This is a genomic window from Sphingobium sp. (assembly GCF_048594625.1).
GTDB lineage: Bacteria > Pseudomonadota > Alphaproteobacteria > Sphingomonadales > Sphingomonadaceae > Sphingobium.
The window spans coordinates 18,499-45,475 of sequence record NZ_JBMDWL010000121.1; the positions used below are offsets into that span (position 1 = coordinate 18,499).

Sequence of the window (26,977 nt, forward strand, 5' to 3'; positions counted from 1 at the left end):
TGTTAGAATGTATATTTAGCGGCCATTTCCAGCCTGTCGATCTGGCCTTTCAGGCCGCTGACGACTTCACGTTGGCCGTGACGATATTCGACGCCCACATCCAGATTTTTGACAGGCGAATAGAACAGGTTACCCGCGATGCTATAGGCCGATTCATTGGCCATGTCGGGCAATGTGATGCCGCCTGGATACCAGGCCTTCTGATAGGCGGCCATGATAGTCGACCGCAACTTGTCGGTCCATCCCAGTTTCAGCGCAGCAAAGCCCGCGAAATTGTCCACGACATACAGCCTGTCGCCCAGCGCCGGATCGTAAACGGCATCGGGAGCAAAACCGACCGTGAAATAACGACCCATGCCCTGACCATAGGTCGCGCTGAACCTTATGTCATGGCGGCCCTTGGGGCCAAAGGGCACCTTGCCAGCCGCACTGACACCCCAACCGGTCGCATCGTCGCCCATCCCATCATTATGATAGGATAGTTTGCGATATATGCCCGCGACATGCATTTCGCCCAGCTTGCCCTTATAGGCGAGCTTGGCGACGAGGTCAGGCACGCGATCCGTGTCATTGTCGCCCAGCGCGGCCGATGTCGTGCTGATCCTCTCAGTCTGCGGATTTTCCGCTGAGACATAGAGACTCCATTCAGGCGACAGCGGCTGACGATATTGGATGATCGCCTGTCGCACGAAGATCGCGCCGTCCATCGGACCCACGAAGTCGGTCGTTTCGGGGAAATGATTGGGGTTCTGGAACGTCGTCCATTCCTGCCCGACCAGCCAGTTGCCCCAGGTGATGAAGCCACGACGGAAAGTCGGATTATAGGGGTTGGTCGCCCGCTGCGCGCCCAATGGCGCGGCGGCCAGCGCAAAGTCGAATTCGACATGGCTGGTCAGTTCCTTGCCCGCAAAGGGGGTGGAGGTCGAAAAGAACAGTCGTGTCTGACGCGCGTGACCAATGATGTCCCGGCTGCTGTTGGCGCCGCCGACTGGAATCTGTTGCGGCAGGTAGAATTCCTTGCCCAGCGATCCGCCTGCCACCGCGCCATCGTCATATCGGGTGGCGCTGCCCACGACCTTGACGAAACCGCCCATCTTGAAAGTGGTCGATCCGACCTTGAACCCTTCGGCGGGCGGGGTCGGGCGCGATTCGAGGGCGGCGAGCCGCGTTTCGGTTTTCTCTGCCGTCTCGCTCGATTGCGTGACGGCCTGCGCGGATGCCGCCGTCTGTGCGGCGGAAGCCTGCTGGTCAACACGCGCCTGCTGCAATTCCCCCTTCAGCGCCGCGACGGCGGCTTCCAGCTGATTGAGCCTCGCTTCCAGTTCCGCTTCCCGCGCCGTCTGCGCGCGAACGGCCGGGCTTGCGACCAGCCCGGCGGCCAATGCCGCCATTGCCGCGCCGCGCCGCCAGCGGGCGCTCTTGTCCATGCGATCGAAGGCTCGTCCCATCATAACTCCTCTCCATTGCCGGCGCTCCTTTTCCGGAGGGATCATCCTATCGGCCTGGGGCGGGCATCATGGGGTCGCACATGCTCTAGAGAGAAGGCGGACCATGGTGGGATGCCCGTCCCACTTTAGTCGAATGGCGGCCCTGCCGATCTTTGTTACGCTTCATGCAAAGAGCTTTCTGGAGAGGGCGTGACCATATGAGCGAATCCCTTTATCCCGTCCCGGCCGGCCTGGCCGTCGACGCGAACATCACCGCATCGACCGCCGCGTCCATGGCTGCGCAGGCCGCCCAGGACGCCGATGCCTTCTGGTGTGAACAGGCCCGGCGTCTCGACTGGATCACCCCCTTTACCAAGGTCGACGAAAGCAGTTTCGACGAAGCGGATTTCGGCATCAGCTGGTTTGCCGACGGCCAGCTGAACGTCAGCGCAAACTGCATCGACCGTCATCTCGAAACCCGCGGCGATCAGCCCGCCATCATCTGGGAAGGCGACAATCCCGCCGAAAGCCGGATCATCAGCTATCGCCAGCTGCATGAGGAAGTGTGTCGCTTCGCTAATGTCCTGACGGATCAGGGCGTCCGTCGCGGTGACCGCGTCACCCTCTATCTGCCGATGATTCCGGAGGCCGCATTCGCCATGCTGGCCTGCACCCGCATTGGTGCGGTGCACTCCATCGTCTTTGCCGGCTTTTCCCCCGACAGCCTTGCCAGCCGCATCCGTGACTGCGATTCCCGCCTGGTCATCACCGCCGACGAAGGACTGCGCGGCGGGAAGAAGGTTGCCCTCAAGACCAATGTAGACGCTGCCCTTGACCATTGCAGCTCGGTCGAAAAGGTCATCGTCGTACAGCGGACCGGCGCGAACGTACCGATGCAGGAAGGCCGCGACCTTTTCTACGGCCCTGCACGCGATGTCGCGTCCGCCGATTACGCGCCACAGGCGATGGGCGCCGAAGACCCGCTCTTCATCCTCTACACATCCGGCTCGACCGGTACGCCAAAGGGCGTGCTGCACAGCACCGGGGGCTATCTCCTCTGGGCATCGATGACGCATGAACATGTGTTCGATTATCGTCCCGGCGAGATTTACTGGTGCACCGCCGACATCGGCTGGGTCACCGGCCACAGCTATGTCGTTTACGGTCCCCTCGCCAACGGCGCGACGACCCTGATGTTCGAAGGCGTGCCCAATTATCCCGATCATGGCCGCTTCTGGCAGATTTGCGACAAGTGGCAGGTGTCGATCTTCTACACCGCGCCCACCGCCCTGCGCGCGTTGATGCGCGAAGGCGACGCCTTCGTTCAGTCGTCCAGTCGTTCTTCGCTCCGCATCCTTGGCAGCGTGGGCGAGCCGATCAATCCCGAAGCATGGGAATGGTATCACCGCATCGTCGGCGATGGCCGCTGCCCCATCGTCGACACATGGTGGCAAACGGAAACCGGCGGCATCCTGATCGCGCCCCTGCCCGGTGCGACGGACCTGAAGCCTGGTTCCGCGACCAAACCCCTGTTTGGCGTCCACCCCCTGCTGGTCGATGCCGAGGGCAAGGAACTGGATGGCGCGACCGAAGGCAATCTGTGCATCGCCAAAAGCTGGCCCGGTCAGATGCGGACAGTCTATGGCGACCATGAACGCTTTTTCCAGACTTATTTCACAACCTATCCCGGCCGATATTTCACCGGCGACGGCGCACGGCGCGATGCGGACGGCTATTACTGGATTACCGGCCGCGTGGACGATGTCATCAACGTATCGGGCCACCGCATGGGCACGGCGGAAATCGAAAGCGCGCTCGTCGCCCACGCCAAGGTCGCCGAAGCGGCCGTCGTCGGCATGCCTCACCCCATAAAGGGGCAGGGCATCTATGCCTATGTCACGCTGAACGCCGGCGAAGAGCCGTCGGAGGAGCTGCGCAAGCTGCTGGTCGCGTGGGTCCGCAATGAAATCGGCCCTATCGCCACGCCCGACATCATCCAGTTCGCCCCCGGCCTGCCCAAGACGCGATCGGGCAAGATCATGCGCCGCATCCTGCGCAAAATTGCGGAGGGCGAAACCGGGTCTCTGGGCGATATTTCCACCCTTGCCGATCCATCGGTGGTCGAACGGCTGATCGCCGACAGTCAGCTGATCAACGCCTGATCCGACTGCTTCAGCAACAATTCGAAAAACAGAATGACGATAAAGGACTTGCTCCGCAACGGGGCAAGTCCTTATCTCGTTTCAGCGACCATGGACCGTAAAGGTCCGGGGGAGAGGAGCGCAACACTGACGACGACGACGCCCCTGTCTATGCCGTCCGCCGTATCGGCGGCACGCGGCGCCATATTGGTGGCGGATGACCATCCGCTGTTTCGCCAGGCTCTCGTCATGGCGGTCGGGTCCGTCGCGCCCGATGCGCGTATCATCGAAGCATCGACCCTTGACCGCGCCGTCGAAATCGCTGGCGCGACCAGCGATCTGCTGTTGATCCTGCTCGACCTCAAAATGCCCGGTTCTGCTGGCTTTTCCGGCGTTGCGCTGCTCCATGCCGAACGTCCGTCCGTCCCCATCCTCGTCATTTCCAGTGCGGAGGCTCATGTGGCCTCCCCCGAAGCACGTCGTTACGGCGCGGTCGGCTTCATCGGCAAGGATCAGGATCTGTCGGTGATGGAGTATGCGATCGCCGCCGCGTTGGAAGGGCATGGCCCTGCCCCTCTCGCCCCCATCCAGACCGACGTCGATGATATGGCGCACAAAGTGGCTTCGCTCACCCCTACCCAGTTACGCGTCCTCCTCGGCGTGCTGGACGGCCAGCTCAACAAACAGATCGCCTATGAACTGGGTGTCGCGGAATCGACCATCAAATCGCATATGACGACCGTGCTGGCAAAGCTGGGCGTCCAAAACCGTACGCAGGCGGCACTTGCCGCTCGCGCGCTGGGCCTCGGCGCGGATCGCTAGAGCATTTTTGAAGTCGTCTGGAACAGATGACATCTCCCAGGATGCTGTAAAGACAATCGGAGCATGATTCGGCTGAGGCTGATGGGATCAAATTCTGATCTTCCTGTATCAGCCCCGTCGCTCCAACGCCCCTATCCACTGATCCAGTACCGCGCCATCTAGCGGCTTTGACAGGACGGCCACCCCCCGCCCCTTCGCCTGCGCCAACATATCCTTGCCCCGTTCGGCCGTTACCAGCGCGACCGACAACCCCGGTTGCCGTTCGCGCAGGGCATCGATCACTTCAATGCCGTTTCGACCGCTTCCCAGTTCGAAATCGACCAAGGCCCCGTCGAACAGGCCCTTGGCGGTCAACGCCTCGACATCATTGGCCGCTACCACGCAGTCATTGCCCATCGCCTCCAGCACGGCCTGCATCGCTCCACGATTGGCGCCGTCATCATCCACCACCAGCAGCCGCAGTCCCGCGACGTCATTGCCAGCCACGCCCTTGCCCGCCGTCACAGGCATTCCCGGCTTCGCCACCGCGGTCAGGGTGATCGCGAAACAGCTCCCCCTGCCCGCCTGCGACCAGACGTCGACCTTTGCGTCGATCAGCTTGGCCGATCGCTCCACGATCGCCAGTCCCAGACCGATGCCATTCTCGCTCCCTTGGCCCAACCGTTCGAACTCGCGGAAAATAATGTCCAGCTTGTCGGGTGCGATGCCGATCCCGCTATCTCGCACCTCGATCCGCAATGCACCTCCGCGCCGCCTTGCCGCGACTATGATGCCGCCAACATCCGTATAACGTATTGAATTTGATATAAAGTTCTGTACAATCGACCGCAACAGGGATCGGTCCGTTTCGAGCCAACCGTCCCCTGCTCCGACCCGCAGCGACAACCCCTTCTCCACTGCCAGCGGTCGCAGGCTCTCGACCAGATCAACCAGCATGGCCCGCGCCGCAAAGCGCGTGGGTTGCGGCGTTACCCCGCCCGCGTCCAAACGCGATATATCCAGCAATGCGCGCAACAGATCGTTCGCCCCGGCAATCGACCGATCCAGCCGTCCCAGCATCACCTGTTCCGGTTCCGCCAGCTTGCGGCGCAGGGCGGATGAAAACAGCATGGCGGCGTGCAAAGGCTGCAGCAGGTCATGGCTGGCCGCCGCCAGGAACCGCGTCTTGTCCGCCATCGCCGTCGCCAGTCGCGCATTGACGTCGGACAGCTGCGCCGTGCGCTCCGCCACCGCTTGCTCCAGGTCGCGCCGTGCCGTCTCCGTCGCCGCACGCGCCTGCGCCTCGATCGTTATGTCAGTAAAGCTCATGACATAGCCACCATCGGGCATCGCCCCGCCGACGGTCTTGATCACTCGCCCATCAGGACGATGACGTTCGAAACTGTGTCGCTGACGGCTGCGCATATGGTCCAGTCGGCGGGCGACATGGTCGTCCACTTCTCCGGGGCCGCAATCGCCGCGTTCGGCATTGAAACGGATCAGATCGGCAATCGGCACGCCCACCCGAACCATTCCTGCCGGATAACGGAACAGGTCGAGATAGCGACTGTTCCAGGCAATCAGTCGTAAATCGCGGTCGATCACGCTGACGCCGACATCGATATTTTCCAGTGTGGCCGCCAGCAGCCCTTGGGAGAAATGCAGCGACTGACCCGACGCATCCAGCACCTGCGCCACTTCGGCAAAGCCCATGCCCTGCCCCGAAATCGCCGACGCCATGATGGCGCGGGCGGATGAAGCCCCCACCACGCTGCCGATCAGCCGCTCTGCCGTCCGGGCGCTGTCCTGATCGATCGAGCGATCGCCCCGCATGTCGCCAAAGGCCTCCGCCGCTAAATCCGATCCGACGAACCGCGTCACCAGATCGCCCAAGGCCGCCATCGTGCCTACCGGTGCGATCCCGCGTTGCCGCACCAGCGCTGCCGATCCCACGCTGCGCAGCGACATCAGCAGATAGACCAGCATATTGCCGCCCAGGCTGGCGAGCGTACCGATAGTCACCGGGTTCACGCCATCCCAGCGGTCGAAAATGGGGGGGAGCAGGTCCACGGCCGGCAGGAACAGCGACACCATCCATATGGCAAACCCGGTCAGCAGCCCCGCCCCGCCCGCCAGCGCGTCATTATTGCGCCGATAGACGGCGCAGATCAGAGCCGGGGCGCACTGGGCTATCGCAACAAAGGCGATCAGCCCAACGGACGCCAGCTGCGTTGTCGATGGCGTCGCCATGGCATAACAGGCGGCGGCGGCGATCAGCCCGACGATGGCGCTGCGCCGCACCCACAACAGCCGCTTGCCCATATGAATGCTGCCGGTCGAACGACGCAGCAGGATGGGCGCGAATAGATCGTTGGAAATCATGCTGGAAATGGCGACGATTTCCACCACCACCATCGCCATCGCGGCGGAAAGGCCCCCAAAGAACACGAGATAGGCAAGCGCCTGATAACCGAAATGCTGCGGCAGGCTGAGGACGAAAAGGTCCGGTGCCGCATTGTCGCCCAGCAACGCGACCCCGGCCGCTGCGATCGGCGGAACCGCCAGAACCGTCAGCAGCAGATAGGCGATGAACCCCCATCGCGCGCGCAATATATCCTTGGGATCATGCGCCTCCATCACGCTGACGAAGAAATGGCGCGGCATGCAGATGATCGTCAGCATCGACAGCAATGTCGTCACCACAAAATCGCCATCTATTCCGCGTGGCGACAGGCGGTTGCTCATGACGTCCAGTCCGTGCGCAACTGCCGCTCCGGGCGTCGACCATAGCAGCCATCCGGCCAGCCCCGCTACCATTAGCAATGCAGCCAGCTTCAGCACCGATTCCGTCGCCACCGCGAACAGGATGGCCTCATTCTGGCCCGCCACCTGATAACGGCGAGCGCCGAAGAGGATGGCGAACAACGCCAGCACGGCCGACGCCCCGATCAGGGGGATGGTCGTTTCCCCACTATGCGACGCCTGGGCAAAGCTGAACGCCACGGATCGCAATTGCAACGCGACATAGGGAATGGTGCCGAACAGCAGGATGATGGTGACCAGCGCGGCCATCGTCCGGCTCTTGCCGAAACGCGAACCGATGAAATCGGAAATCGATGTGGCTCCGTCGCTACGCACGGCGACATGCAACCGATGCAGGAAACCACCGGCCAGCGCCATGACCAGCGCCGGGCCAAGATAGATGGGCAGATAATCCCATCCCCCGGTCGCTGCGCTGCCAACCGCCCCGAAATAGGTCCAGCTGGTGCAATAGACCGCGAGCGCCAGGCCATAAGCATGGATTCGCCAGCGAGACGTTCGCAACCGCGCGCGATGGCGATGGGCCAGCGTCGCGCCGCCGAACAGCGCCACAGCATAGAGGATGACCAGAAGGATCGCGATGGACATCGTGATTTCATAATCCGGACAGGCCGTTCGTCCAAACACTCATGAACGAACGTGTTATCAGTTCGATAGTGGCGCTATCGATCACACTCTCCATATTTGTTATTTGATTTATTAAAAATATCTATATCATTGTTATATAGAGATATTTTATATATGTCTTTATGCTACAAATTATGACCGCATGCGCTATATTTCTGTCATGGAATATGACTCGTCAGAACCGATGTCGCTCTATGCTGACGCTCTGGCCGCGCTGGCTAGAATAGCGGAGCGGCAACAACTTAGCCCGGTTCGTCGGCCGTGGAAGGTCCGCCGGTTTCTCGCCGAAAGACTGGCACTGGCGTGGATCGACGATACCGCTTTGGACTCTGATGCATTCCGGGTTGATGGCCGCGGCACGATCAGCGGCGGCGCTTTCGACCTCACGCATTGGCACCGCGCCGTGGGTGCACCGATCACGCTCGAAGCCTTGATGAATGATGCGCCAGCTGTGCTCGACTGGTTGGGCGTTGAAGACGGGCCTGCGAGTGGCATCGACTGGCATACGCGATCCCTGAGACGGTCGGACATTCTGCCGCGCGTAGCGGACTGGCAAAGTCAGGCGAAGAACCTCTCCTCTCCCCCTCCCCTGCTTTATGGCGCCCGCCTTGCGATGATGTGGCGAAGTCGAACTCCGATCGGCAAGGGCGATGCTGTCGCGGGCTTTCTGATCGGCGATCGCCATGGACCGGGTCGGCTGAGTTGTTCATTTGGCGGTCTGGCTGCGCTTGGGATGCAACTGAATGGCGATGCATGGAAGATCGCGGATCAGGCCGGGTTCGATCGAATGTGGCTCCGTGCCATCGTGACTGGCGCGCAAAGTCACCTCGATCTGGAACTGCGCCTGCGTAACTATGCGACGCGCGCCTCAGCGGTCATCGCCGCGCGTCGGCGTACCGGCCGATTGCCTGATGTGATTACCATGGCCATGGCCAACCCCTATGTTACAAGTCGCCAGATTGCGGATCGGCTTGGTCTGACATCCGCTGGTGCCATCAAATTGCTTGCCATCGCGACCGAAGCCGGATTGTTGATCGAACGGTCTGGTCAGGGCAGCTATCGCAACTATGCCATTCCACTGGCAGCACATCTTCCTCGCGCCAGCCCCAAGACGCTGTTCGATGAAATGGCGTCTCAATCCTTCTGGGACGACGAATAGCATTGAACCAATGCCAACATCCGCTCGGCATTGTTTCCGGAGCATCGACCATGGCACGATCTAACACCCTGCCCCGGTCGGAAATCGGTCCCGGCGCCTCCGCATTCGCCGTTTGACGATATTTGCCTGGAGAAACGCCAATCTTGACAAAGTTCGCGCATAGCACGTGAATTAGTAGAGGGTTTCGACGTCATGGCCATCTCATGAGAGCGATGGAGAGAGCGGCCGAGACTGTGCATGGGGCAGGGCGTCTGCATCATTTATACCCGATAACACGTCTACTCGCCCAACATCGGGCCAAATGATCCATGGATTATTTCCTAAGTGCCTGAATGCCGTGGCTTACCGCCACTCCTGATATGAAAAGGGTGGTCGTGTAGACCTTTATGAACTGATTGATCGTGTTTTCGGAATCATATCGCGGTTCGGCTGACTGCACTCAAACGGCAGTCGCCAACATGATCGCACCGTAGAGATGATAGCCAGAATACTGAATTATCAGCTGTTTGATCATCGGATCGTGTTGGTAGGGAATGGCGCTTTCGCACCATCGTTCATTTCGACGGCGATTCCAAAAACACGTTGAAGCATTTTCGAAGCAGCTGGCATCATCAGCGGACTTGGGAAATGCGGAAAGCAAAAGAGAAAGGACGTATGATCCGATTCAATCTGGTCGGATCATGATTCAGCCAATCGGAACGAGGCCTACAGGCGGTATTTGTTCCGCCGATGATGTTCCTTCACAAAGCCATAGAAGCGCTTCGAATAATTGCGCGGCAGCTCCAGCGGGTTGGCGCCCAGAAATGCATCGAACCGACGCATCAAATCATCATAGTCCCATCCCGGAAAATCCGTCCTGATCGTCGCATAGATGTCCGCGTCGAGAATGTCGGCCGCCCGACGAAGGGGAGGGGAGGGGAGGGTGGTTGCCTTACGTCCTGCTGCGCCGGAGCTACGCAGATCACCAGCCGCCTGTGCGATCAGGGCCATCGCCTGCCGCGGATCGACCAAATCTTCCCCTCGGCCCTCATCCTTCGAATACGATGCGCGAGGTTTTCTTGCGGATTGCAGGACGCGATCGGCGAGATGACGGCGCATCACCATCCGCATCTTGGGCTTCGTGCTATCGGCTCCGATAATTTCCAGACTGATGTCGGGCAGTTCGTTCAACCGCGCCAGCTCCATCAGCTTGCGTTTGAAGACCGGATAGCTGCTTTCGCTCCCGCTCTTTTGATGCAGCGTTTCAAACCCGATGATGAAACCTTCAGGCCCATTGCCGCCGGCATGTTTACGCGATGCCCGGTATAGCCATTTGCCCAGCCCACTGGTGATTTCGAAATAGGCAGGTGATATGGCCAGCACGTTACGCTTATCCATGACGCCGTCAAAGAACCATTTCGACAATGTGATTTCCATGCCGAGTGAGCGCTGGGTTCGCTCATCCACAAGATGCGTATAACTGTCGATCCATGAAAAGGTCGTTTCACGGCTCTTTGCGCTGGCACGAATGTTGGTCTTGATCGTCGTCGCCTGCAATCGATCGAGCGCACTTATCAATCGTTCATAGGCACGCCCGCTGGTTCCCCAACAGATACGTTTCAGCAAATCACCAGGCTGCAATCGAATAACCGGCGACATGTCATTGATACCACGTTCGCGCATTTCGTTGAGATGCGACGCCAGATAAATCATGACGTCGGCATCCCATATCGTCGCCATCCCATAGGTGGGATTGGGCGAGACATGAACGGAGACGCTCTTGTCAGGGCTGATATATTCGATTGGCTTGACGCGCTTGCGCTTGGACAGGCTGAAGAAGGGGCGCTGCATCGTCTCCTGATAATCACGCAGCGAAATATCGCTGAAGTCAGGCAGGGTGAAGAACATTTCGAACTGGACTTTACGCTCCTTCAGCGCCGTCTTTAGTCCGCTTTCATGCTCCACCACATACCATCCCGTTCATCGTCCCTCTGGGGGGAAATCATAGATAACAAGCTGAAATATAAGGAATATATCTCCATTTTCAGCTTTTCGTCCCTGCATGGCCAGCGCTTAACGCCGCTTGCCCGTACGAATGCGGGCCGCCTCGATTATCGGACGCAACGCATTCAGAATATCATCCGTCGACAGATCCGATGGCGTCAGGGACAGCGTCAATATCTTCTGCTGATCCTTCACCACCTCACCGATGGCTTTGCCGTCACCTGCCGCAATCGCGCTTTTCTGTACACGTCCCTTGGATGTCATGGCTTTGAGCAATCGCGCCATGACTTCCGGCCCGCCAATCGGCTGTTCGTCACCCGACCGCCGGAAGCTCTGTTCCGACGCGATTTCATCTGCAGCCGCTTCCAGCTTCGTTCGGGTGGCCGGATCACGCAGCAGCGGCAGCAATTTCTCGCCATATTTCGCCTGCAAATCCATCGGCGAATGAAAGGCGCTGACCAGAAAGGGCGGGATGTCGGTGAGGGCAATATAACGCGACAGCTGCGATTTGGATATTTTCAGCCGCTCGGCCATGCGCAACTGAACGCCGCCGTAAAACTGATCGACCGCAGCCTTGTAGTTCAGGCCGCGCTCGAGGTCCGAAATATCCTCGCGCTCGCGGTTCTCGATATCCGCCAGGCGAAAAGCGGCTTCATCGTCCAGATCCTCGATGATCGCGATCAAATCGATGTCGGGATAATGATTGGCGTTGAGCCAGCTGATCGCCCAGTGTCGCCGCGTCCCCGTCACCAATTCGTAGGGCAGGGCGCCATTGGGCGTCCGCCGCACAACCGCAGGAATGCGATTGCCGCCTTCCGCCAATATGGAATCGATCAGGCTGCGCAGACGATGTTCGTCCAGCAGCGAATAGTCACGCGCATTGCCCGACCAGATCGAGCATTCGGCGGGCTTCAGCCTGATGGTAGGCCGCTTGACGATCCGCGCGGCCTCACCAAAGGCTTCGAGCCGTTTATTGGTGAAGTTCACGCGGCCGGCCGCTGCTTCGGCAGCAACGGTATCGGGCGCCGCTGCCGGTTCTGCCGGAGCGGAAGCCAGCGCTTCGCTGATCAGGGAACGGCGGCTCATGCTGCGACACTCGCATCGGCGCCAGTCAGGCTGGTGGAGGCCCATTGTTGGCGGATCTGCTGCTCCACTTCGCCGAAGACCGCGTCCAGATTGTCGCGGCACCGCATATAGGTCTGATGCGATGCAGAGGGTTTGGATTCGTAAATGGAACGGAACGCCTGCGTGGCATTCTTGATCTCTTCGGACGCCAAAATAGGTTGGCCCAGCAGCAGGCCTGCATAGGTCGCCTGCATGATACGCCACATATCATTTTCGCCCGGTTTACTGGGAGAAAAGGTCGAACAGACCACTCGAATGAAGCCGTAATTGACCGGCGTGCCATTTTGTTCGAGGATTTCGATATTATCCGCGATCGTGTCCATGAAATGGATCGTGGACAGATAGTCCAGCTGGCGCGCTGGCACCGGGATCAGCAGACCGGTCGCGGCCGCCATGACATTCAGGCCCAGAAAGCCCATTGCTGGCGGCGGATCGAGCAGGATGACGTCAAAATCCTTCGCCACGCTGGATATGCCGATGCGCAGTGCCTGCAGGCTTTCGCGCACGGCCTGCCCGCCTTCACGCAGCGTAGAGGTCAGATCCCACTCGGCATCCTGCAAGCCCAGGCTTGAAGGCACGATCTTGATGGTCGGCCATGGCGTGTCACGGATGGTCTGGGCAAAATCGCTGAACGTGCTGCGTGGTGAAAGGAATGTCCCCAGCGTCTGGTCGTCATCGATCAGGGTTTCGGGCTGAATGTCGAACATGGTGGTGGTCGAAGCCTGCGGATCGCAGTCGATCACCAGCACCCGATAGCCGTGGAGAGCGAGATAGTCGGCAAGATGCTTGGTGATAGTGCTCTTGCCGACGCCGCCCTTGAAGTTCTGAACCGCCAGAACGACGGCATCTTCATCGGGCTGTTTGCCGACGTGAATGCCAAGCGCCTCGCGAATCTGGGTCAGATCTTCAAGGGTGTAATAGCGGCGGCCATTGGGCTGTTGCTTGGGTTGGGGCAAGCGTCCTTTGGCTTCGGCTTTGGCCAGCGCTTCGGGAGTGCGGCCGATCAATTCGGCGGCAACCGTGGGGCCAAATGTCATGTCCAGCGTCTTGCGCGTGTCGGGACGGAAAACGATTGTCTTGATATGATCGCGCATTTGCTGGCACGCAGTCGTAACATTACGCAACGTGTTGACGGTAAACGACATGGCGCCCCTCTAGCCGAATCATGACGATGAAATTTGGTTAGCGTTTAATGCGCCCAAATTGCGCTAAAAGTCAAACCCGCTGACGAGGTTGCTGGCGAACACCTTTCATCGAGGGGGCGAGGCTGGGAAGTGTAACTTCTGCAGTGACGCGCTTCGGATGGTCTGGATCCTGCTGGATAGCCAATCAATCCATAACTGGGCGGTCAAATTTCCACGGAACGCGTCATTAGAGATTTTTTAGGAACAGATTATAGTGATTAGGGGAAGCCGCAAACTGCCCCTAATCACGCAAATGCTGGGATTCGGCTATGAGCGGTGCGAAACGATCACACGATCGATCATCATCGATAACACGTGGGAGCGATTCTGAAACCACGACCGATATGAACCGATAACACGCCGTTTCAGCGGTCCGTGACGACGGATGCGTCCGCCTTGGGGCCGATGTCGAGCATATTGGCCTTGGCAGGATCATAGGGCTGCCATGACACGAGGCCGCTGCCATTCGGATTGCCGCTTTTGACGAAATTCGCCAGATAGGCGCTGGTGATCCGGCCCACGCTCCGGTCGCTGCCGGTGGTGGCATCTCCATATTTTATGGCGACCGTATCGAAGAAATAGGGAATTTCGCTGGCGTGGCCGGCGCCTTTGGTTTCGGCCGTGCGAACGGAATCCGCGACATAGGAGAAACGATAATAATAGGTAGGCACGCCCTTCCCGGCGAACATCTGCGCCATGGCGCGCGCGCCTGTCAGCATCGGCCCGGTCGGACCGCCAATATCGTCGCTGGTGGCGCCAATCATGACCGGCACCCTGGCAAAGCGGCCCGCCTTATAGGCGGCCTGACTGTCGACCGCTATCGACCCGTCTGCGATCGGGCTGCTGTGCGTCCGTTTGCCCGGCGCGAACATCGCCGCCAGATTGAGACCATCGACCACCGCATCGCCCGGCAGCGCCCGCAATTTCGCCAGCGCATCGGGATCGCTGGCCGCCACGCCCTTCGCCTCGCCAAAGGCTGCGCCGATCTTTTCGGCTCCGGCCAGTGTCGCGTCGCCCAGCGGCATGGGGCCGCCCGACTGAATTACCGCCTTGTGGAAAAGCCCCTGCGCCATGGGCGATGTCAGCAGCGCATGGACGGACATGCCGCCCGCGCTTTCGCCGATGATGGTGACCTTGGCTGGATCGCCGCCAAAAGCCGCGATATTGCTGCGCACCCATTTCAGCGCTGCAATCTGATCCATATAGCCATAATTGGCGAGCAGCGCCTTGTCGGCGTTCGCCTTGGTCAATGCAGGGTGGGCAAAGGTGCCGAACCGTCCGACCCGATAGTTGAAGCTCACCACCATGATGCCCTGCCGCGCGAGCGGCGCGCCGGAATAGGTTGGCGGCGATGATCCGCCGTTGACGAAACCGCCGCCATATATCCACACCATCACCGGCAATTTGCCGATGACCCCCTGCGGTTTCCAAACGTTCATGAACAGGCAGTCCTCTGCGGGCGGCGTGCCCAGGGGCGCCGCATCGCTGGGGACGGGCAGCTGCATGCAATCATGCCCATATTGGCTGGCATCGCGCACGCCCTGCCACCGCGCGACCGGTTGTGGCGCGCGCCAGCGCAGGTCGCCCACCGGAGGAGCGGCAAAGGGAATGCCCCTGAACGCGACGACGCCATCCTCCACATTCCCACGCAACGCGCCATCGGCGATGGTGACGACCGGCGCGCCGTCTTCGGGCGTTGCGGCCATGGCCGGGGCGGCAAACAGCGATGCCAGCATGATCGCGCGCAGGGAAAAGGGCATGTCTCGTCTCCTCAATCGGGCAGGGGCAACGCCACCACCTCTTTATCACGCGCCGACATCAGCGCTGCTTCCAGAACTTCCTGCACCGCGACCGCTTCTTCAAGCGGAATCGGCAACGGATTGCCGAAAAGCAGCGCCTCACCCAGTTTCGCGTAGAAAAGCTGTTGACGGCCCACCGTCGCGGGGCGCAGCGTCACCATGCCGTGCGCATCATAAATCGCCACAGGATCGCTATCGTCGCCCCATCCCGCATCGCCCGGCCGCAAGCCTGCGATCAGTTGCGCTTCCTGCTGATCCATGCCGCGCTTGATGACCGACCCCTTGCTACCATGTACGGCGAAACGTGGACTGCCGCCGCCATCACCGCTTGGTGCATGCAGGCTGGCATGCAGGATCACGCGCCTGTCGGCATAGCGCAGCACCACATGCGCCCAGTCGTCCGCAGCCGATCCGGAACGCAGCGCCGCAATGTCCGCGCTGACAGCCAATGGCCTGCCGAACAAAGCCAGCGCCTGATCGATCAGATGCGGTCCAAGGTCGAACCACACCCCCGATCCGGGCGACCCATCCTCCCGCCAGCGATCCCGCACATCCGGTCGGAAACGATCGAAATGGGATTCGAAATGCGTCACCCGGCCGATCAGCCCTTCCTCTAAAATGGCGCGGATGGTCAGAAAATCGCTGTCGAACCGGCGATTGTGGAACACCGTCAGCTGCTTGCCGGTCGCCTGCGCCAGCCGCGCCAGATCCCGCGCCTGTTCCAGCGTCAGGGCAAATGGCTTGTCCACTACAACATGCTTGCCCGCCCTCAGGGCGTCGGCGGCGATGTTCGCATGTGTAGCACTCGGTGTCGCAACCACCGCCAGCTCCACGTCGCAATCGGCGATCAGGGACTGCGCATCGGGATAGCATGTAATGGTCGGGTCCATCGCCGCCACCTCAACCGTCCGTCCGGTCGCGATCGCCACCAGTTCCAGGGAAGGGGCCGCCCCGATCAATGGGGCATGAAAGACACGCCCCGCCATGCCATAGCCGATCAGGCCGACCTTGATCCGCCGGCTCATGGCTGCAACGCCTTCGCCACGATGGGCGTCAACTTGCCGACGATGACGGTGACCCCCTTGTCATTGGGATGGATGCCGTCCGGCAACTGCAATGCCCGGTCGCCGATCACGCCATCCAGCATGAAGGGATAGAGAGTCGCATCATATTGGCGCGCCAGTTCGGGGAAAATGGGATTGAATGCGGCGGCATAGTCCGGCCCCATATTGGGCGACGCCAGCATTCCGGTCAGCAGGACCGGAATGCCGCGCTTCTTCAGTTCCGTCAATATCGCATTCAGATTGCTACGCGTTTCCGCCGGGGCCAGCCCGCGCAGCATGTCGTTGCCGCCAAGTCCCACCATCATCAGGTCGGGCTTTTTGGACAGCCCATCCAGCGTGAAGGCCAGTCGCACCAGCCCCGCTGCCGATGTATCGCCAGATACCCCGGCGTTGACGACACGCGCCTTGACCCCGCGCGCTTTCAACGCGCCCTCCAGCACCGGGGCCAGCCCCTTGTCCTGATCCAGATTATAGCCCGCATACAGGCTGTCGCCAAACGCGACGATCAGACGCTCGTCGCTCGCCGGTACGGTCGATCGTCCACCATCGGCGACGACGCTGCCGTTGCCCACAGGCGCGGCAGGCACTGTTTTATCGGAACAGGCCACCGCGAGTTGGACAATCAGCATCAGTGCCCCATATTGTATCCACCTGGCAGCCAAGGAGCGCTCCTTCTTCATGCATTTGCCCATCGATCCCGCCACTATCGCGATCCGCGCGCAGGATGTCACCCTTTCGCTTGGAACGCGCGAAGCGCCAGTGACGATTCTGAAGGGTGTGGACCTGACGATATTGCGCGGTGAAAGCCTCGCCATCCTTGGCGCTTCGGGGTCGGGCAAAAGCTCGCTGATGGCGGTATTGTCAGGGGTGGAACAGGCCAGCGGCGGCAGCGTCAGCGTGGGCGGCGTCGATTTCGGCGCGCTCAATGAAGACGCGCTGGCGCGCGCGCGGCGCGGCCGCATCGGCATCATCCTGCAAAGTTTCCACCTGCTGCCCACCATGACCGCGCATGAAAACGTTGCCGTGCCGCTTGAACTGGCGGGCCATGCCGATGCCTTTGATCGCGCGGCGGACGAACTGCGTGCGGTCGGCCTTGGCCATCGGCTCGACCATTATCCCGCGCAACTGTCGGGCGGTGAACAGCAACGCGTTGCAATAGCGCGCGCTGTGGCACCCCGGCCGACCCTGTTGTTCGCCGACGAACCGACCGGCAATCTGGATGCCACGACCGGCGTCACCATCATGGATCTGCTGTTCGAACGGCAGGCGGCGGCTGGCGCGACATTGGTCATCATCACCCATGATCCGGTGCTGGCGCAGCGTTGCGGCCGCATCGTGGAAATGCGCGACGGCCTCATCATATCGGATCGCGCGGCGTGAATGCGCTCGATTGGCGGACCGTCTGGCGCATTGCCCGACGCGACCTGCATCTGGGGTTTCGCGGCCTGCGCCTGCTTTTTCTCTGTCTGTTCCTGGGCGTCGCAACCCTCGCCGCGATTGGCAGCCTGACCGCCGCCATCACGCAGGAATTGAGCGACAGGGGCCGCACGCTGCTGGGCGGCGACGTCGAAATCGCCATGACCCAGCGCGAAGCCCGCCTTGGCGACAAGGAAGCCTTTCGCCAGCTTGGGACACTCAGCGAAACGATCCGCCTGCGCGCCATGGCGCAACGGGTCGATCAGGGCGCAGGGCAGGGCAGGGGGAACGCCCCTCCCGCGATCCTCACGGAACTCAAGGGCGTGGACGCCGCCTATCCGCTTTATGGCGAACTGACGTTGCGCAATGCCCGGTACAGCCTGCCCGACCCGGACCATATCCTGATCGGGCAGGCGCTTGCCGAACGGCTGGAAGTTCAGCCTGGCGATCGCCTTCATTATGGCAGCGCCGACTTCACGATTACGGCGATCATGGCGGATGAGCCGGATCGGCTGGGCGAAGGCTTCACCCTTGGCCCGGTCGCCATCGTATCGATGGACGGGTTGCGGCGCAGCGGCCTCATTCAGCCGGGCAGTCTTTACAGCAGCAAGTATCGCATCCGGATCAATCCCGGCTTCGATGCCGCGACCGTGCGCAGCGACATGGAAAAGGCGCATGCCAGCGACGGCTGGACCTTCAAGGATCGTGATCGCGCCGCGCCCGGCGCCAATCGCTTCATCGAACGGATGGGACAGTTTCTGTCGCTGATCGGCCTTGCCGCGCTGGTGATCGCTGGCATCGGCGTCAGCAACGGCGTCGCATCCTACCTTGCCGGAAAACGCGGCGGCATCGCCACGCTGAAGGTTCTGGGCGCGACTTCCGCCGACATCGGCCGCATCTATCGGATGCAGGTTGGCGTCGTCGCGCTGATGGGCATAGTCGCGGGCCTTTTCGTGGGCGCGCTGTTGCCGCCGCTGATCGTCGCGCTGGCAGGCGACGTTCTGCCGGTCAGCCCCGGTTTCCGGCTGCATCCTCTGCCGCTTGCCACCAGCGCCGCCTATGGCCTGCTCATCGCTTTCCTGTCGACCTTTCCTCCGCTCGGCCGGGCGCGGACGCAGCCCGCCGCCGCCATATTTCGTGGCGTGGTGGACATGCGCGGCGGCCTTGACCGACACAGCCTGATCGCCATGGGCGGGGCAGGGGGGCTGCTGATCGCGCTGACCCTGCTGACGGCGCGGGAACCGCTTTTTTCCGCCGCCGTACTTGGCGCGACGGCGGCCGTTCTGCTGCTTCTCCTTGCCCTCGGCTGGGCGGTCCGCCGCCTTGCCCTCATCGCGCCGCGCCCGCGTCGGCCGCTGCTGCGCCTTGCGCTCGCCAATCTTCACCGCCCCGGCGCGCAGGCTGCCGCGCTCATCGTCGCGCTCGGCCTCGCGCTCACGCTGTTCGTGACGCTGGCGGGCATTCAGACCAGCCTCGACCGCGAAATCCGCAACGTCGTACCGGCAAAGGCGCCCAATCAGTTCGTCCTCGACATCCCGTCTGTGGAGGTCGACCGTTTCCGTGCCATCGTCCGTCAACAGGCGCCGAAGGCGGAACTCAATATCGTGCCCGCGCTGCGCGGCACCATCGTCGCTTATGGCGATCAGCGCGTCGCCGACCTCACGCAATTACCCGAAGGGGCGTGGTTCCTGCGCGGCGAACGCGGCGTGACATACAGCGCCGGCCTGCCAGAGGGCAGCGACCTTACCGCCGGTCGCTGGTGGCGGCCCGACTATGTCGGCCCGCCGCTCGTCTCGCTGGATGAAGAGGCGGCCGGGATCATGGGCGTCGGCATTGGCGACACCCTGACCGTCAGCATCCTTGGCCGGGAAATCGCCGCGCGCATTGCGTCCCTGCGCAAAGTGAACTGGGACACGATGGGCTTCAACTATATCCTCGTCTTCCCGCCTAACATCCTGTCGTCCGCGCCGCACAGCATGACCGCGACCATCACCATGGACGCCCGCCACGATGCCGCCATGACCCGCGCGCTGCTGGCCGCCTTTCCCGGCGTGTCGGTGATTGCGGTGGGCGATGTGATCGATCAGGTCGGCACCATCATGACCCAGATGTCGCGGGCGATCGTCGCCGCCGCATCGGTGGCGATTCTGGCGGGCATAGCGGTTCTGGTGGGCGCCATTGCGGCGTCCCGCGCGTCGCGCAGTTATGACAGCGTCGTCCTGAAAACGCTGGGCGCCACCCGGTGGCAGATATTGGGTGGGCAGGCGATCGAATATGGCCTGCTGGCCGCGATGCTGGCGCTGGTCGCGCTGGCACTGGGCCTAACGGCGGCGTGGTTCGTCATCGTGCGCATTTTCGAATTTCAATGGTCGCCCGACTGGCTGGTCATATTAGTGACGCTGGGCGGTGGCGCACTGCTGACGCTGGGCATCGGCCTTGCAGGCGCCATCCCGCTGATGTCGATCCGACCGGCCCGCGCCCTGCGTCAGCTTTAGCGGCCACCGCCACCGGACGCGGCATGGCCGAGCGTCCGAAGGCTTAGGCTTGCCCGTTTACGTTGCCAAAGAAACTCAGGTGGCCGGATGCGCATCACCCAATCGAATCCTACTTCACCTTGAAGCTGTAGCCGCCTTCCACCCTGTGCTGGTCCGCACCCGCGACATGCCATTTCAGGTCATAGCTGCCGACGGGCAGGGCGCGGGGCAGGGTCAGCGTCATGGTCTTGCCTTCCACATTCGTCTTGAACCCCTTGATCGGCATCGGCGGATGGTCGCTCATGCCCGGCATTCCGGTCATGACCAGTTCCGCGCCGCTCATCGGCGCCAGCAGCGCGTCGGAAAAGGTCAGCGTCAATTCCGTCGGCTTGGCGACGGTCGCATTGGCAGCCGGGGTGGACGACACCAGCTTTCCATGGGCGCTGGCGACGCCGGGCAGGGCGCTGGCCGCCATGGCGGCGATGGTCAGGATATGGCGGATCATCGTTTCATTCTCCATAAACGGGGCGATAGGATCCATACGCATGGACTTGCCCGTTCCCTCGACCCGTGCGCATAATTTTCTGACCTGTGGTGATGAGGGGTAATGGCGTCGCCCGCGTATGCGCTAGAGCATTTTCGAAGCAGATGGCATCATCTGCTGGCTCCGAAAATGCTCTGAAGAGGCCTGGAGTTTTGACGATGACCGATCTGGATCAGATGCTGGACGCGGTGCGGGCGATGCCCGCCGACGCCCGCCTTGCGGATATGGACGCCGCCGTGATGGCCGGCCTTGCCCGGCGGCGGGACCGCGCCATCGCCCGGCGCAGCCTGATGCTGGCGGGCGTGCTGGCCATCGGTATCGGCTGGATCGGCAGCGTCGTCCCTGCCGCCCCAGCCTATGCTTCGTCGGCGCCGCTATCCATCGGCATGTCGGATTATGCGCCATCCCGTCTGCTCGGCCAATGACCGCACGCCGTTATATCGTCGTTGCGCTGGTGGCCTTTGCCGCGGCTCTGGCCGCCGTGCTGATCGCCCGCTTCTGGTTCGCCCCGCCGCCGCGCGTCGAAAGCGAGGTGCACGCGCTGCTGCATCAGCGGCTGACGCTCGACGCCGTGCAGGAACAGCGCATTCACGCGCTGGAGGTCGCCTTCGCCGAACGGCGTGAGCGGCTGGAAACGGAAATGCGCGCCGATAATCAGCGGCTCGCCGCCGCAATAGAGGCCGAACATGGCTATGGCCCGAAGGTCGGCGAAGCGGTCGACCGAACCCATCATGTGATGGGCCAGCTGCAAAAGGAAACGCTCCAGCACATCTTCGCGATGCGGGCCGTGCTGCGCCCGGATCAGGCGGCGCAGTTCGACGCCGCCATCGTCAGGGCGCTGACCCAGCCCGCCCGGTGACCACGGACGGGCCCGACGATGGTGCACTGGTCGTCCGCGCTCTGGCCGGCGATCAGGCAGCCTATGGCGCGCTGATGCAGCGGCATCGCGATGCCGTCTGGCGGCTCGCACGCGGGCATGTTGGCGACAGTGACGAAGCGCTCGACATTGTGCAGGAAAGTTTTGTCGCCGCCTTTGCCGCGCTTTCCCGCTATAATGGCGCGCGCCCGTTCCGCATCTGGATCGCGCGCATCACGCTCAACAAATGTCGGGACTGGCACCGCCGCCGTGCCGTTCGCCGTTTCTTTTCCTTCGCAAGGCCGCTGGATGAAGCACTTGCCGTCGCGACGCCCGACGCCACGCCGGAGGACATGGCAAGTTCGGCGCAGCAGGTGGCCCGCATCAACTCCGCCATCGCCACGCTTCCGGCGAATCTGAAGGATGTCCTTTTGCTGCGCACAATCGAACAGATTGGTCAGGCCGATACGGCGCTGATATTGGGGATCAGCCAGAAAGCGGTCGAAACCCGTCTCTACCGTGCCCGCACGAAGCTGAACGAAATTTTGAGGGATTGATCCCCGTGCCGCGTATGATGGGGCATGACCGACCTGCCCCTCGACCGTCGCACCCTGTTCAAAAGCGCCGCCGCGCTGACGCTGGCGGGCGCCTTTCCCGCCTGGGCGCGCAGCGGCACGTCGGGCCTCCACCCGGCGCCGGGCATCCTGTCGGGGGATCGCATTGCACTCAGCGTTGGGGAAAGCCATTTCGGCACCGGTGGCCGTTCCGCGCACGCGATCACCATCAACGGCACCGTTCCCGCGCCGCTCATCCGCCTGAAGGAAGGACAGCGCGTCCAGCTTGCCGTCACCAATACATTGAAAGAGGATACATCGATCCACTGGCACGGCCTGCTCGTCCCTTTCCAGATGGATGGCGTGCCGGGCATCAGCTTCCCTGGCATTCGGCCGGGCGAAACCTTCATCTATGATTTCCCGATCCGCCAGTCGGGCACCTACTGGTATCACAGTCATTCCGGCATGCAGGAAGCGATGGGCCATTATGGTCCCATCGTCATCGACCCCGCCGGTCCCGATCCGGTCGCGTCCGACCGCGAACATGTGCTGGTCCTTTCGGACTGGAGCCCGATCCATCCGCATGAACAGATGCGGCGTCTCAAGATGATGGGTGGCTACTTTAACCGTCAGCGTCAGACACTTGTGGGGCTGTTGAAAGGGAAGGACCAGTCGCTATCCGAACGCCTTGCCTGGGGGAAGATGCGAATGGACGCGACCGATATTTCGGACGTGACCGGATCGACATACAGCTTCCTTATCAACGGGCACGGCAATTCCGAGAATTGGACGGGGCTTTTCGGGCCGGGCGAAAAGGTGCGTCTTCGGGTCATCAACGCTTCTTCTATGACCAACTTCAACTTCCGCATCCCAGGCTTGCCGCTGACCGTCGTGGCGGCAGACGGAAACGCTGTACAGCCGGTCGAGACCGATGAAGTGCAGATAGCAATTGCCGAGACCTACGACTTCATCGTCCAACCAGGCACGGCTGAGAGCTACAGCGTGATCGCCGAGGCCATTGACCGCTCCGGACTCGTCCGCGCGACTTTGGCGCAGCGGCATGGCCTCGTCGGCGAAATGCCGAAGCTGCGTGAGCGACCTTTGCTTACCATGCGCGACATGGGAATGGACATGGACGGTATGGACATGGGCGAAAGCGGGGTGATCGATCTCAGCAAGCCCGCTAACAGCTCGATGAGCGGCCATAGGATGTCGATGCGAGATCCCTCGGTTGCGCCGGGAGTGAAAATGGGGCCTGGCGTTGCCACCCTTTCGCCCATGCCGGTGGATCGTCTTGCCGACCGCCCAACCGGACTGGAAGGCGTCGATCACCGCGTACTGACCTATGCCGATTTGCGTTCCAGCGAGACCAATCCGGATATCCGCGTACCGAGCCGTCAGATAGATGTGCACCTGACAGCGGCGATGGAGCGGTATATGTGGTCCATGGACGGGGAGGCGATGTCGGAGAATCCGGCGCCGATCCCCTTCCGTCTGGGCGAGCGTGTACGTGTGAACCTCATCAACGACACGATGATGCCGCACCCGATCCACATCCACGGCCATTTCTTCGAACTGGTTAGCGGCGAGCCGGGGAACCGTGCGCGCAAGCATACTGTCAACGTGCTGCCGGGCGGCAAAGCCTCGTTTGATCTTACCGCCGATGCTGAAGGTGACTGGGCGTTCCACTGTCACATGCTGCTACATATGCACGCTGGGATGATGCGCGTCGTTACGGTCCGCCGGGAGGTTGAGGCCTGATGGATCGGCTATTCCCCATCCTCAGCTCGCTCCTGCTGGCCGGTTCTTCGTTAGCCGCGCAGGCACAGGATGCTGGTAACCTGCCACCGCAGGCTGACGGCCATGCCGGAATGAATGATGGCACCATGGACCATTCACAGATGGACATGTCAGACACGAATATGAGTGGGCAGGACATGAGGGACATGGATCACTCCGCCCACGCCATGCCCGCAAGCGCGGTCAGCGATGAGCCTGGCGAAGCCCCGCCGCCGCCGGTGCCGACAGACTTTCCTGCTGTACGCTTTTTCGCGCCTGATCGCATGGCAGCTGCGCGTGCGGCGATGATGAAGGAAATGAGATTCAATACGTTTGCGTTGCAAGTCGATCAGTTGGAATTTCGCACAGGCGAAGAGGGCGGTGGCTTCGGTTGGGAGGGGCAGGCATGGTATGGCGGCGATGTCGATCGGATCGTGCTGGCGAGCGAGGGTGAGGGCACGCTTGGCGAGCGGGCCGAACGTATCGAACTTAATGCTTATTGGCGCCACGCGCTGGACCCATGGTTCAATCTCCAATTAGGCATGAGGCAGGATTTCCGGCCAGATCCGCAACGCACTTACGCGCTGGTCGGTGTAGAGGGACTGGCGCCTTACTGGTTTGAACTACAGGGCCAGTTGCTTGTCTCCAACAAGGGTGACGTTCATGCGCGCGGTAAGGCGGGCTATACGCAGCGTATCACCCAGTCGCTGATGATTGAACCTGAGGTCGAAGTCGATTTTGCCTTTCAGGACGTGCCCGCGTTGAATGTGAGTGCGGGCTTCGAGCGTCTCGAAATGGGTGCGAGATTTCGCTACGAGCGTAACAGATCATTGGCGCCCTATGTGGGTATCAATTGGGAGTACAAGCTTGGCGGCACGGCAGCTCTTGCACGAGCAGCGGGTGAGGGTGTGTCTGACGTATCGGCTGTCTTTGGTGTGCGCGCCATGTTCTGATTTTACACTAATTGCATGAACGGAGATGGGGCTGGAATGTCACTCGTCGGACTAATATTGAGCAGCCCTGAGTCTTCTATGGACAGAACTCGTTGATAAAATTGTGGTTTTGTGATCCAGGCTCCGTGAGGAGATTGGATTTGAGTGACCTGTATTGACTGACGGCCGAGCAGATGGAGCGGCTAGAGCCGTATTTTCCGATGAGCTACGGCAAGCCCCGGGTTGATGATCGACGCGACCTATCTGAAGGCGCACCGCACGGCATTGAGCCTGCGAGAAAAAAAGGGGTGGGAGACGCCTGATCGGCCACACAAAAGGCGGCATGAACACCAAGCTTCATGCCGTCACGGATACTAATGGTCGACCGATCCGCTTCTTCATGACTGCGGGTTAGGTCAGCGGAGGCAATCCGTCAGCTTTGTGATTTCGGCTGCACGCTATTGTAATGACCTTCCCAACACACCATGTTAGACACGCTACAGTCGCAAATCGACGGTCTTCGGCGCTTTGCGGCACCTATCTCCTTCTTTCCCTGCCTCCCCTAGCGAGAGGCCGACCATATGGGTCGGTCCGCATTGAAAGAAAGGAAGCTCACATGAGCAGCATTACCGGCACCGTCAAATTCTTCAACGCCGATAAAGGCTTTGGCTTCATCGCGCCTGATAACGGGGGAGCGGACGCGTTCGTTCATATCAGCGCAGTCGAGCGCGCCGGTCTGGCTACCCTTCGCGAGAAGGATCGAGTGTCCTATGATCTTGAACAGGACAAGCGCGGTAAAATGGCCGCTGTGAACATCGCCCACGCCGAATGAGGCGCAATTAATCGTCTGGACGCGTCGCTCCCATGGCGCGTCCGGGCCGATCTCTGAAAGGAGATATTATATGGCAGCTATCGACTATCGGGCTCTTGCGGCGAAGGCCCGCGAAGAAGCGGACGCTTCGACGCTCGATAATGTGCGCAAACGATGCCTTCGCGCCGAAGCTGCTTGGCTCGTTCTGGCGGGCAGGCATGACACAGTAGAAAATAACCGGGCCAGACGCGAGGCTGACCGCTCCATGCTATAGGTGGGATGGCCATATTGGGTCGCCTTGTTCAAAGGGACTTTTGGGAACCAAGCTATTGCAGCAACGGCCCCGACACAGGGAACAAGTGTGGCTAACGATCGTCCTTTGATTGGTGATTGAATCCTGGGCACAGTGCCTCCGATATTCGCTGGAGCTATGTGCCATTTCCATCAAATCTTCAATGCCGCCTGGTTGGCGGGACGCGCTCGACCTTTTCGGTCGAAGTCTCGAAGACGATATACCTCTAGCTGACGATGATGACGATTTTGCGGATATCATGGCCGAATTATACAAGATTCCCAAAGCGGCTTTCCAAGGCTGCTCCCCAAAGTCGAGCTAGGTAAGAAATTATCGTATCAGGCAGGACTGCTGCACGCTTTCGCGGCAAACCAAATATTGTGCCAGCGCTCCCTGCTCCCGATATATGCCGGCAGTATGATCTCGTCGACCATGAAGCCGGCGTCTTCCAGTCTTGTGGCAAACGCATCGTCCGAATAGGATGACCATATCGACAGCAGTCCGCCGGGGCGAAGGGCCGCATGGGCAGCCCGGATGCCAGAAAGAGAATAGAGCCGGTCATTTCGCGCCGTAATGAAACCGTCCGGACCGTTATCGACATCCAGCAATATGGCGTCGAAGCGACCTTCTCCTTCGGCAATGATGTCATGGACGTCTTCTAGACGCAGGTGGACGCGTGGGTCGGCAAGGCAATTGCCGAAGAGATGAGCGAGAGGCCCTCGCGCCCAGCTAACGATCTTGGGCACAAGTTCGGCAACGGTGATCGACGCGTCGTCGTTCCATGAGGTGAGGGCTGCACTCAGTGTAAAGCCCATGCCCAGGCCACCTATCAACACCTGTCCGCCATCTTGCGCCAGTCGTTTGCGGGTAAGTGTGGCAAGCGCAACTTCCGATATATGATCCTGGCTTCCCATCAGTTCGTCCGCCCCGAACTGAATGGAAAATTCCTTTCCACACTTGAGGAGGTGCAATTGGCCACCTCCAGGGATATCCGCAACATCGACAATTTCGATGGGCGCCCGACTTTCAGACCGGGCTTCAGCGGAATGGGCCGATGTCATGGGCATGGCATCGGGATGGCGGCTATACCGCTGGGGTGACGCGCGATGGCGTGGCATACTGTTCCTGTCGGATGCTCGGATCAGTCGCGACGTAAACCAGCATGGCGTCCATTGCGCGGTGATGGCCG

The 26,977-nt window shown here is 61.0% G+C and carries 22 protein-coding genes and 1 pseudogene; 13 read left to right on the forward strand and 10 right to left on the reverse strand.

The genetic code is table 11. The annotated features are described in order from the left end of the window. Positions 1-2: 2 nt before the first annotated feature. Positions 3-1,451, reverse strand: coding sequence for a DcaP family trimeric outer membrane transporter (locus ACOJSJ_RS15475; RefSeq protein ID WP_420145868.1), 1,449 nt, complete (start codon positions 1,449-1,451; stop codon positions 3-5). A gap of 194 nt (positions 1,452-1,645) precedes the next feature. Here ACOJSJ_RS15475 and acs point away from each other — a divergent pair, with 194 nt between their 5' ends. Beyond that, on the forward strand, positions 1,646-3,589 hold the full coding sequence (gene acs / locus ACOJSJ_RS15480) for an acetate--CoA ligase (RefSeq protein WP_420145869.1): 1,944 nt from the start codon (positions 1,646-1,648) through the stop codon (positions 3,587-3,589). A gap of 150 nt (positions 3,590-3,739) precedes the next feature. Further along, complete coding sequence (locus tag ACOJSJ_RS15485) at positions 3,740-4,390, forward strand: LuxR C-terminal-related transcriptional regulator (RefSeq protein WP_420145870.1); 651 nt, start codon at positions 3,740-3,742, stop codon at positions 4,388-4,390. A gap of 108 nt (positions 4,391-4,498) precedes the next feature. On the opposite strand, the gene ACOJSJ_RS15490 is transcribed toward ACOJSJ_RS15485, so the two are convergent. Further along, positions 4,499-7,777 carry a PAS-domain containing protein gene (locus ACOJSJ_RS15490; RefSeq protein ID WP_420145871.1) on the reverse strand — a complete coding sequence of 1,093 codons (3,279 nt, stop codon included), beginning with the start codon at positions 7,775-7,777 and terminating at the stop codon, positions 4,499-4,501. Between the two features lie 181 nt (positions 7,778-7,958). On the opposite strand from ACOJSJ_RS15490, the gene ACOJSJ_RS15495 reads away from it, so the two are divergent. Continuing rightward, positions 7,959-8,975 carry a hypothetical protein gene (locus ACOJSJ_RS15495; RefSeq protein WP_420145872.1) on the forward strand — a complete coding sequence of 339 codons (1,017 nt, stop codon included), beginning with the start codon at positions 7,959-7,961 and terminating at the stop codon, positions 8,973-8,975. Positions 8,976-9,680: 705 nt separating this feature from the next. Here ACOJSJ_RS15495 and ACOJSJ_RS15500 read toward each other — a convergent pair. The 6 genes from ACOJSJ_RS15500 to ACOJSJ_RS15525 all read right to left on the reverse strand — a co-directional run bounded on the left by ACOJSJ_RS15500 (position 9,681) and on the right by ACOJSJ_RS15525 (position 16,810). Next, complete coding sequence (locus ACOJSJ_RS15500; protein WP_420145894.1) at positions 9,681-10,862, reverse strand: replication initiator protein A; 1,182 nt, start codon at positions 10,860-10,862, stop codon at positions 9,681-9,683. A 165-nt stretch (positions 10,863-11,027) separates the two neighbouring features. Beyond that, positions 11,028-12,044, reverse strand: a complete 1,017-nt coding sequence (locus tag ACOJSJ_RS15505) for a ParB/RepB/Spo0J family partition protein (RefSeq protein WP_420145873.1) — start codon at positions 12,042-12,044, stop codon at positions 11,028-11,030. Continuing rightward, positions 12,041-13,228 (reverse strand): AAA family ATPase, encoded by a 1,188-nt coding sequence (locus ACOJSJ_RS15510; protein ID WP_420145874.1) that lies wholly within the window; start codon positions 13,226-13,228, stop codon positions 12,041-12,043. Before ACOJSJ_RS15510 ends, ACOJSJ_RS15505 begins: the two co-directional genes overlap by 4 nt. A 404-nt stretch (positions 13,229-13,632) precedes the next feature. After that, on the reverse strand, positions 13,633-15,027 hold the full coding sequence (locus ACOJSJ_RS15515; RefSeq protein ID WP_420145875.1) for a carboxylesterase/lipase family protein: 1,395 nt from the start codon (positions 15,025-15,027) through the stop codon (positions 13,633-13,635). A gap of 11 nt (positions 15,028-15,038) precedes the next feature. Beyond that, the gene (locus tag ACOJSJ_RS15520) at positions 15,039-16,091 is read right to left on the reverse strand and encodes an oxidoreductase (RefSeq protein ID WP_420145876.1); all 1,053 of its coding nucleotides are present in this window, start codon (positions 16,089-16,091) and stop codon (positions 15,039-15,041) included. After that, complete coding sequence (locus ACOJSJ_RS15525) at positions 16,088-16,810, reverse strand: arylesterase (RefSeq protein WP_420145877.1); 723 nt, start codon at positions 16,808-16,810, stop codon at positions 16,088-16,090. The genes ACOJSJ_RS15520 and ACOJSJ_RS15525 overlap by 4 nt, the downstream gene beginning before the upstream one ends. Here ACOJSJ_RS15525 and ACOJSJ_RS15530 point away from each other — a divergent pair. Further along, positions 16,809-17,510 carry an ABC transporter ATP-binding protein gene (locus ACOJSJ_RS15530; protein ID WP_420145878.1) on the forward strand — a complete coding sequence of 234 codons (702 nt, stop codon included), beginning with the start codon at positions 16,809-16,811 and terminating at the stop codon, positions 17,508-17,510. The two genes, ACOJSJ_RS15525 and ACOJSJ_RS15530, sit on opposite strands and share 2 nt — an antisense overlap. Beyond that, positions 17,507-20,041 carry an ABC transporter permease gene (locus tag ACOJSJ_RS15535; protein ID WP_420145879.1) on the forward strand — a complete coding sequence of 845 codons (2,535 nt, stop codon included), beginning with the start codon at positions 17,507-17,509 and terminating at the stop codon, positions 20,039-20,041. The genes ACOJSJ_RS15530 and ACOJSJ_RS15535 overlap by 4 nt, the downstream gene beginning before the upstream one ends. 109 nt (positions 20,042-20,150) lie before the next feature. On the opposite strand, the gene copC is transcribed toward ACOJSJ_RS15535, so the two are convergent. After that, on the reverse strand, positions 20,151-20,525 hold the full coding sequence (gene copC, locus ACOJSJ_RS15540) for a copper homeostasis periplasmic binding protein CopC (protein ID WP_420145880.1): 375 nt from the start codon (positions 20,523-20,525) through the stop codon (positions 20,151-20,153). A gap of 197 nt (positions 20,526-20,722) precedes the next feature. On the opposite strand from copC, the gene ACOJSJ_RS15545 reads away from it, so the two are divergent. From ACOJSJ_RS15545 to ACOJSJ_RS15580, 8 genes and pseudogenes are all read left to right on the forward strand, one after another. After that, entirely contained in the window at positions 20,723-20,989 is a 267-nt protein-coding gene (locus tag ACOJSJ_RS15545; RefSeq protein WP_420145881.1) for a hypothetical protein, read from the forward strand. Continuing rightward, complete coding sequence (locus tag ACOJSJ_RS15550; protein ID WP_420145882.1) at positions 20,986-21,423, forward strand: periplasmic heavy metal sensor; 438 nt, start codon at positions 20,986-20,988, stop codon at positions 21,421-21,423. The genes ACOJSJ_RS15545 and ACOJSJ_RS15550 overlap by 4 nt, the downstream gene beginning before the upstream one ends. Further along, positions 21,420-21,977 (forward strand): RNA polymerase sigma factor, encoded by a 558-nt coding sequence (locus tag ACOJSJ_RS15555; RefSeq protein ID WP_420145883.1) that lies wholly within the window; start codon positions 21,420-21,422, stop codon positions 21,975-21,977. Before ACOJSJ_RS15550 ends, ACOJSJ_RS15555 begins: the two co-directional genes overlap by 4 nt. Before the next feature lie 24 nt (positions 21,978-22,001). Next, positions 22,002-23,735: a copper resistance system multicopper oxidase gene (locus tag ACOJSJ_RS15560; protein WP_420145884.1), complete on the forward strand. Its 1,734-nt coding sequence runs from the start codon at positions 22,002-22,004 to the stop codon at positions 23,733-23,735. After that, positions 23,735-24,706, forward strand: a complete 972-nt coding sequence (locus tag ACOJSJ_RS15565; protein ID WP_420145885.1) for a copper resistance protein B — start codon at positions 23,735-23,737, stop codon at positions 24,704-24,706. The genes ACOJSJ_RS15560 and ACOJSJ_RS15565 overlap by 1 nt, the downstream gene beginning before the upstream one ends. Before the next feature lie 222 nt (positions 24,707-24,928). Continuing rightward, positions 24,929-25,097: pseudogene (locus tag ACOJSJ_RS15570) on the forward strand (IS5/IS1182 family transposase); the annotation flags it as partial. A gap of 204 nt (positions 25,098-25,301) precedes the next feature. Beyond that, positions 25,302-25,517: a cold-shock protein gene (locus ACOJSJ_RS15575; RefSeq protein WP_420145886.1), complete on the forward strand. Its 216-nt coding sequence runs from the start codon at positions 25,302-25,304 to the stop codon at positions 25,515-25,517. Positions 25,518-25,587: 70 nt separating this feature from the next. Beyond that, entirely contained in the window at positions 25,588-25,770 is a 183-nt protein-coding gene (locus ACOJSJ_RS15580; RefSeq protein WP_420145887.1) for a hypothetical protein, read from the forward strand. A gap of 356 nt (positions 25,771-26,126) precedes the next feature. Here the strand turns inward: ACOJSJ_RS15580 and ACOJSJ_RS15585 are convergent, their stop codons facing one another. Next, the gene (locus ACOJSJ_RS15585) at positions 26,127-26,849 is read right to left on the reverse strand and encodes a spermidine synthase (RefSeq protein WP_420145888.1); all 723 of its coding nucleotides are present in this window, start codon (positions 26,847-26,849) and stop codon (positions 26,127-26,129) included. Between the last annotated feature and the right edge of the window lie 128 nt (positions 26,850-26,977).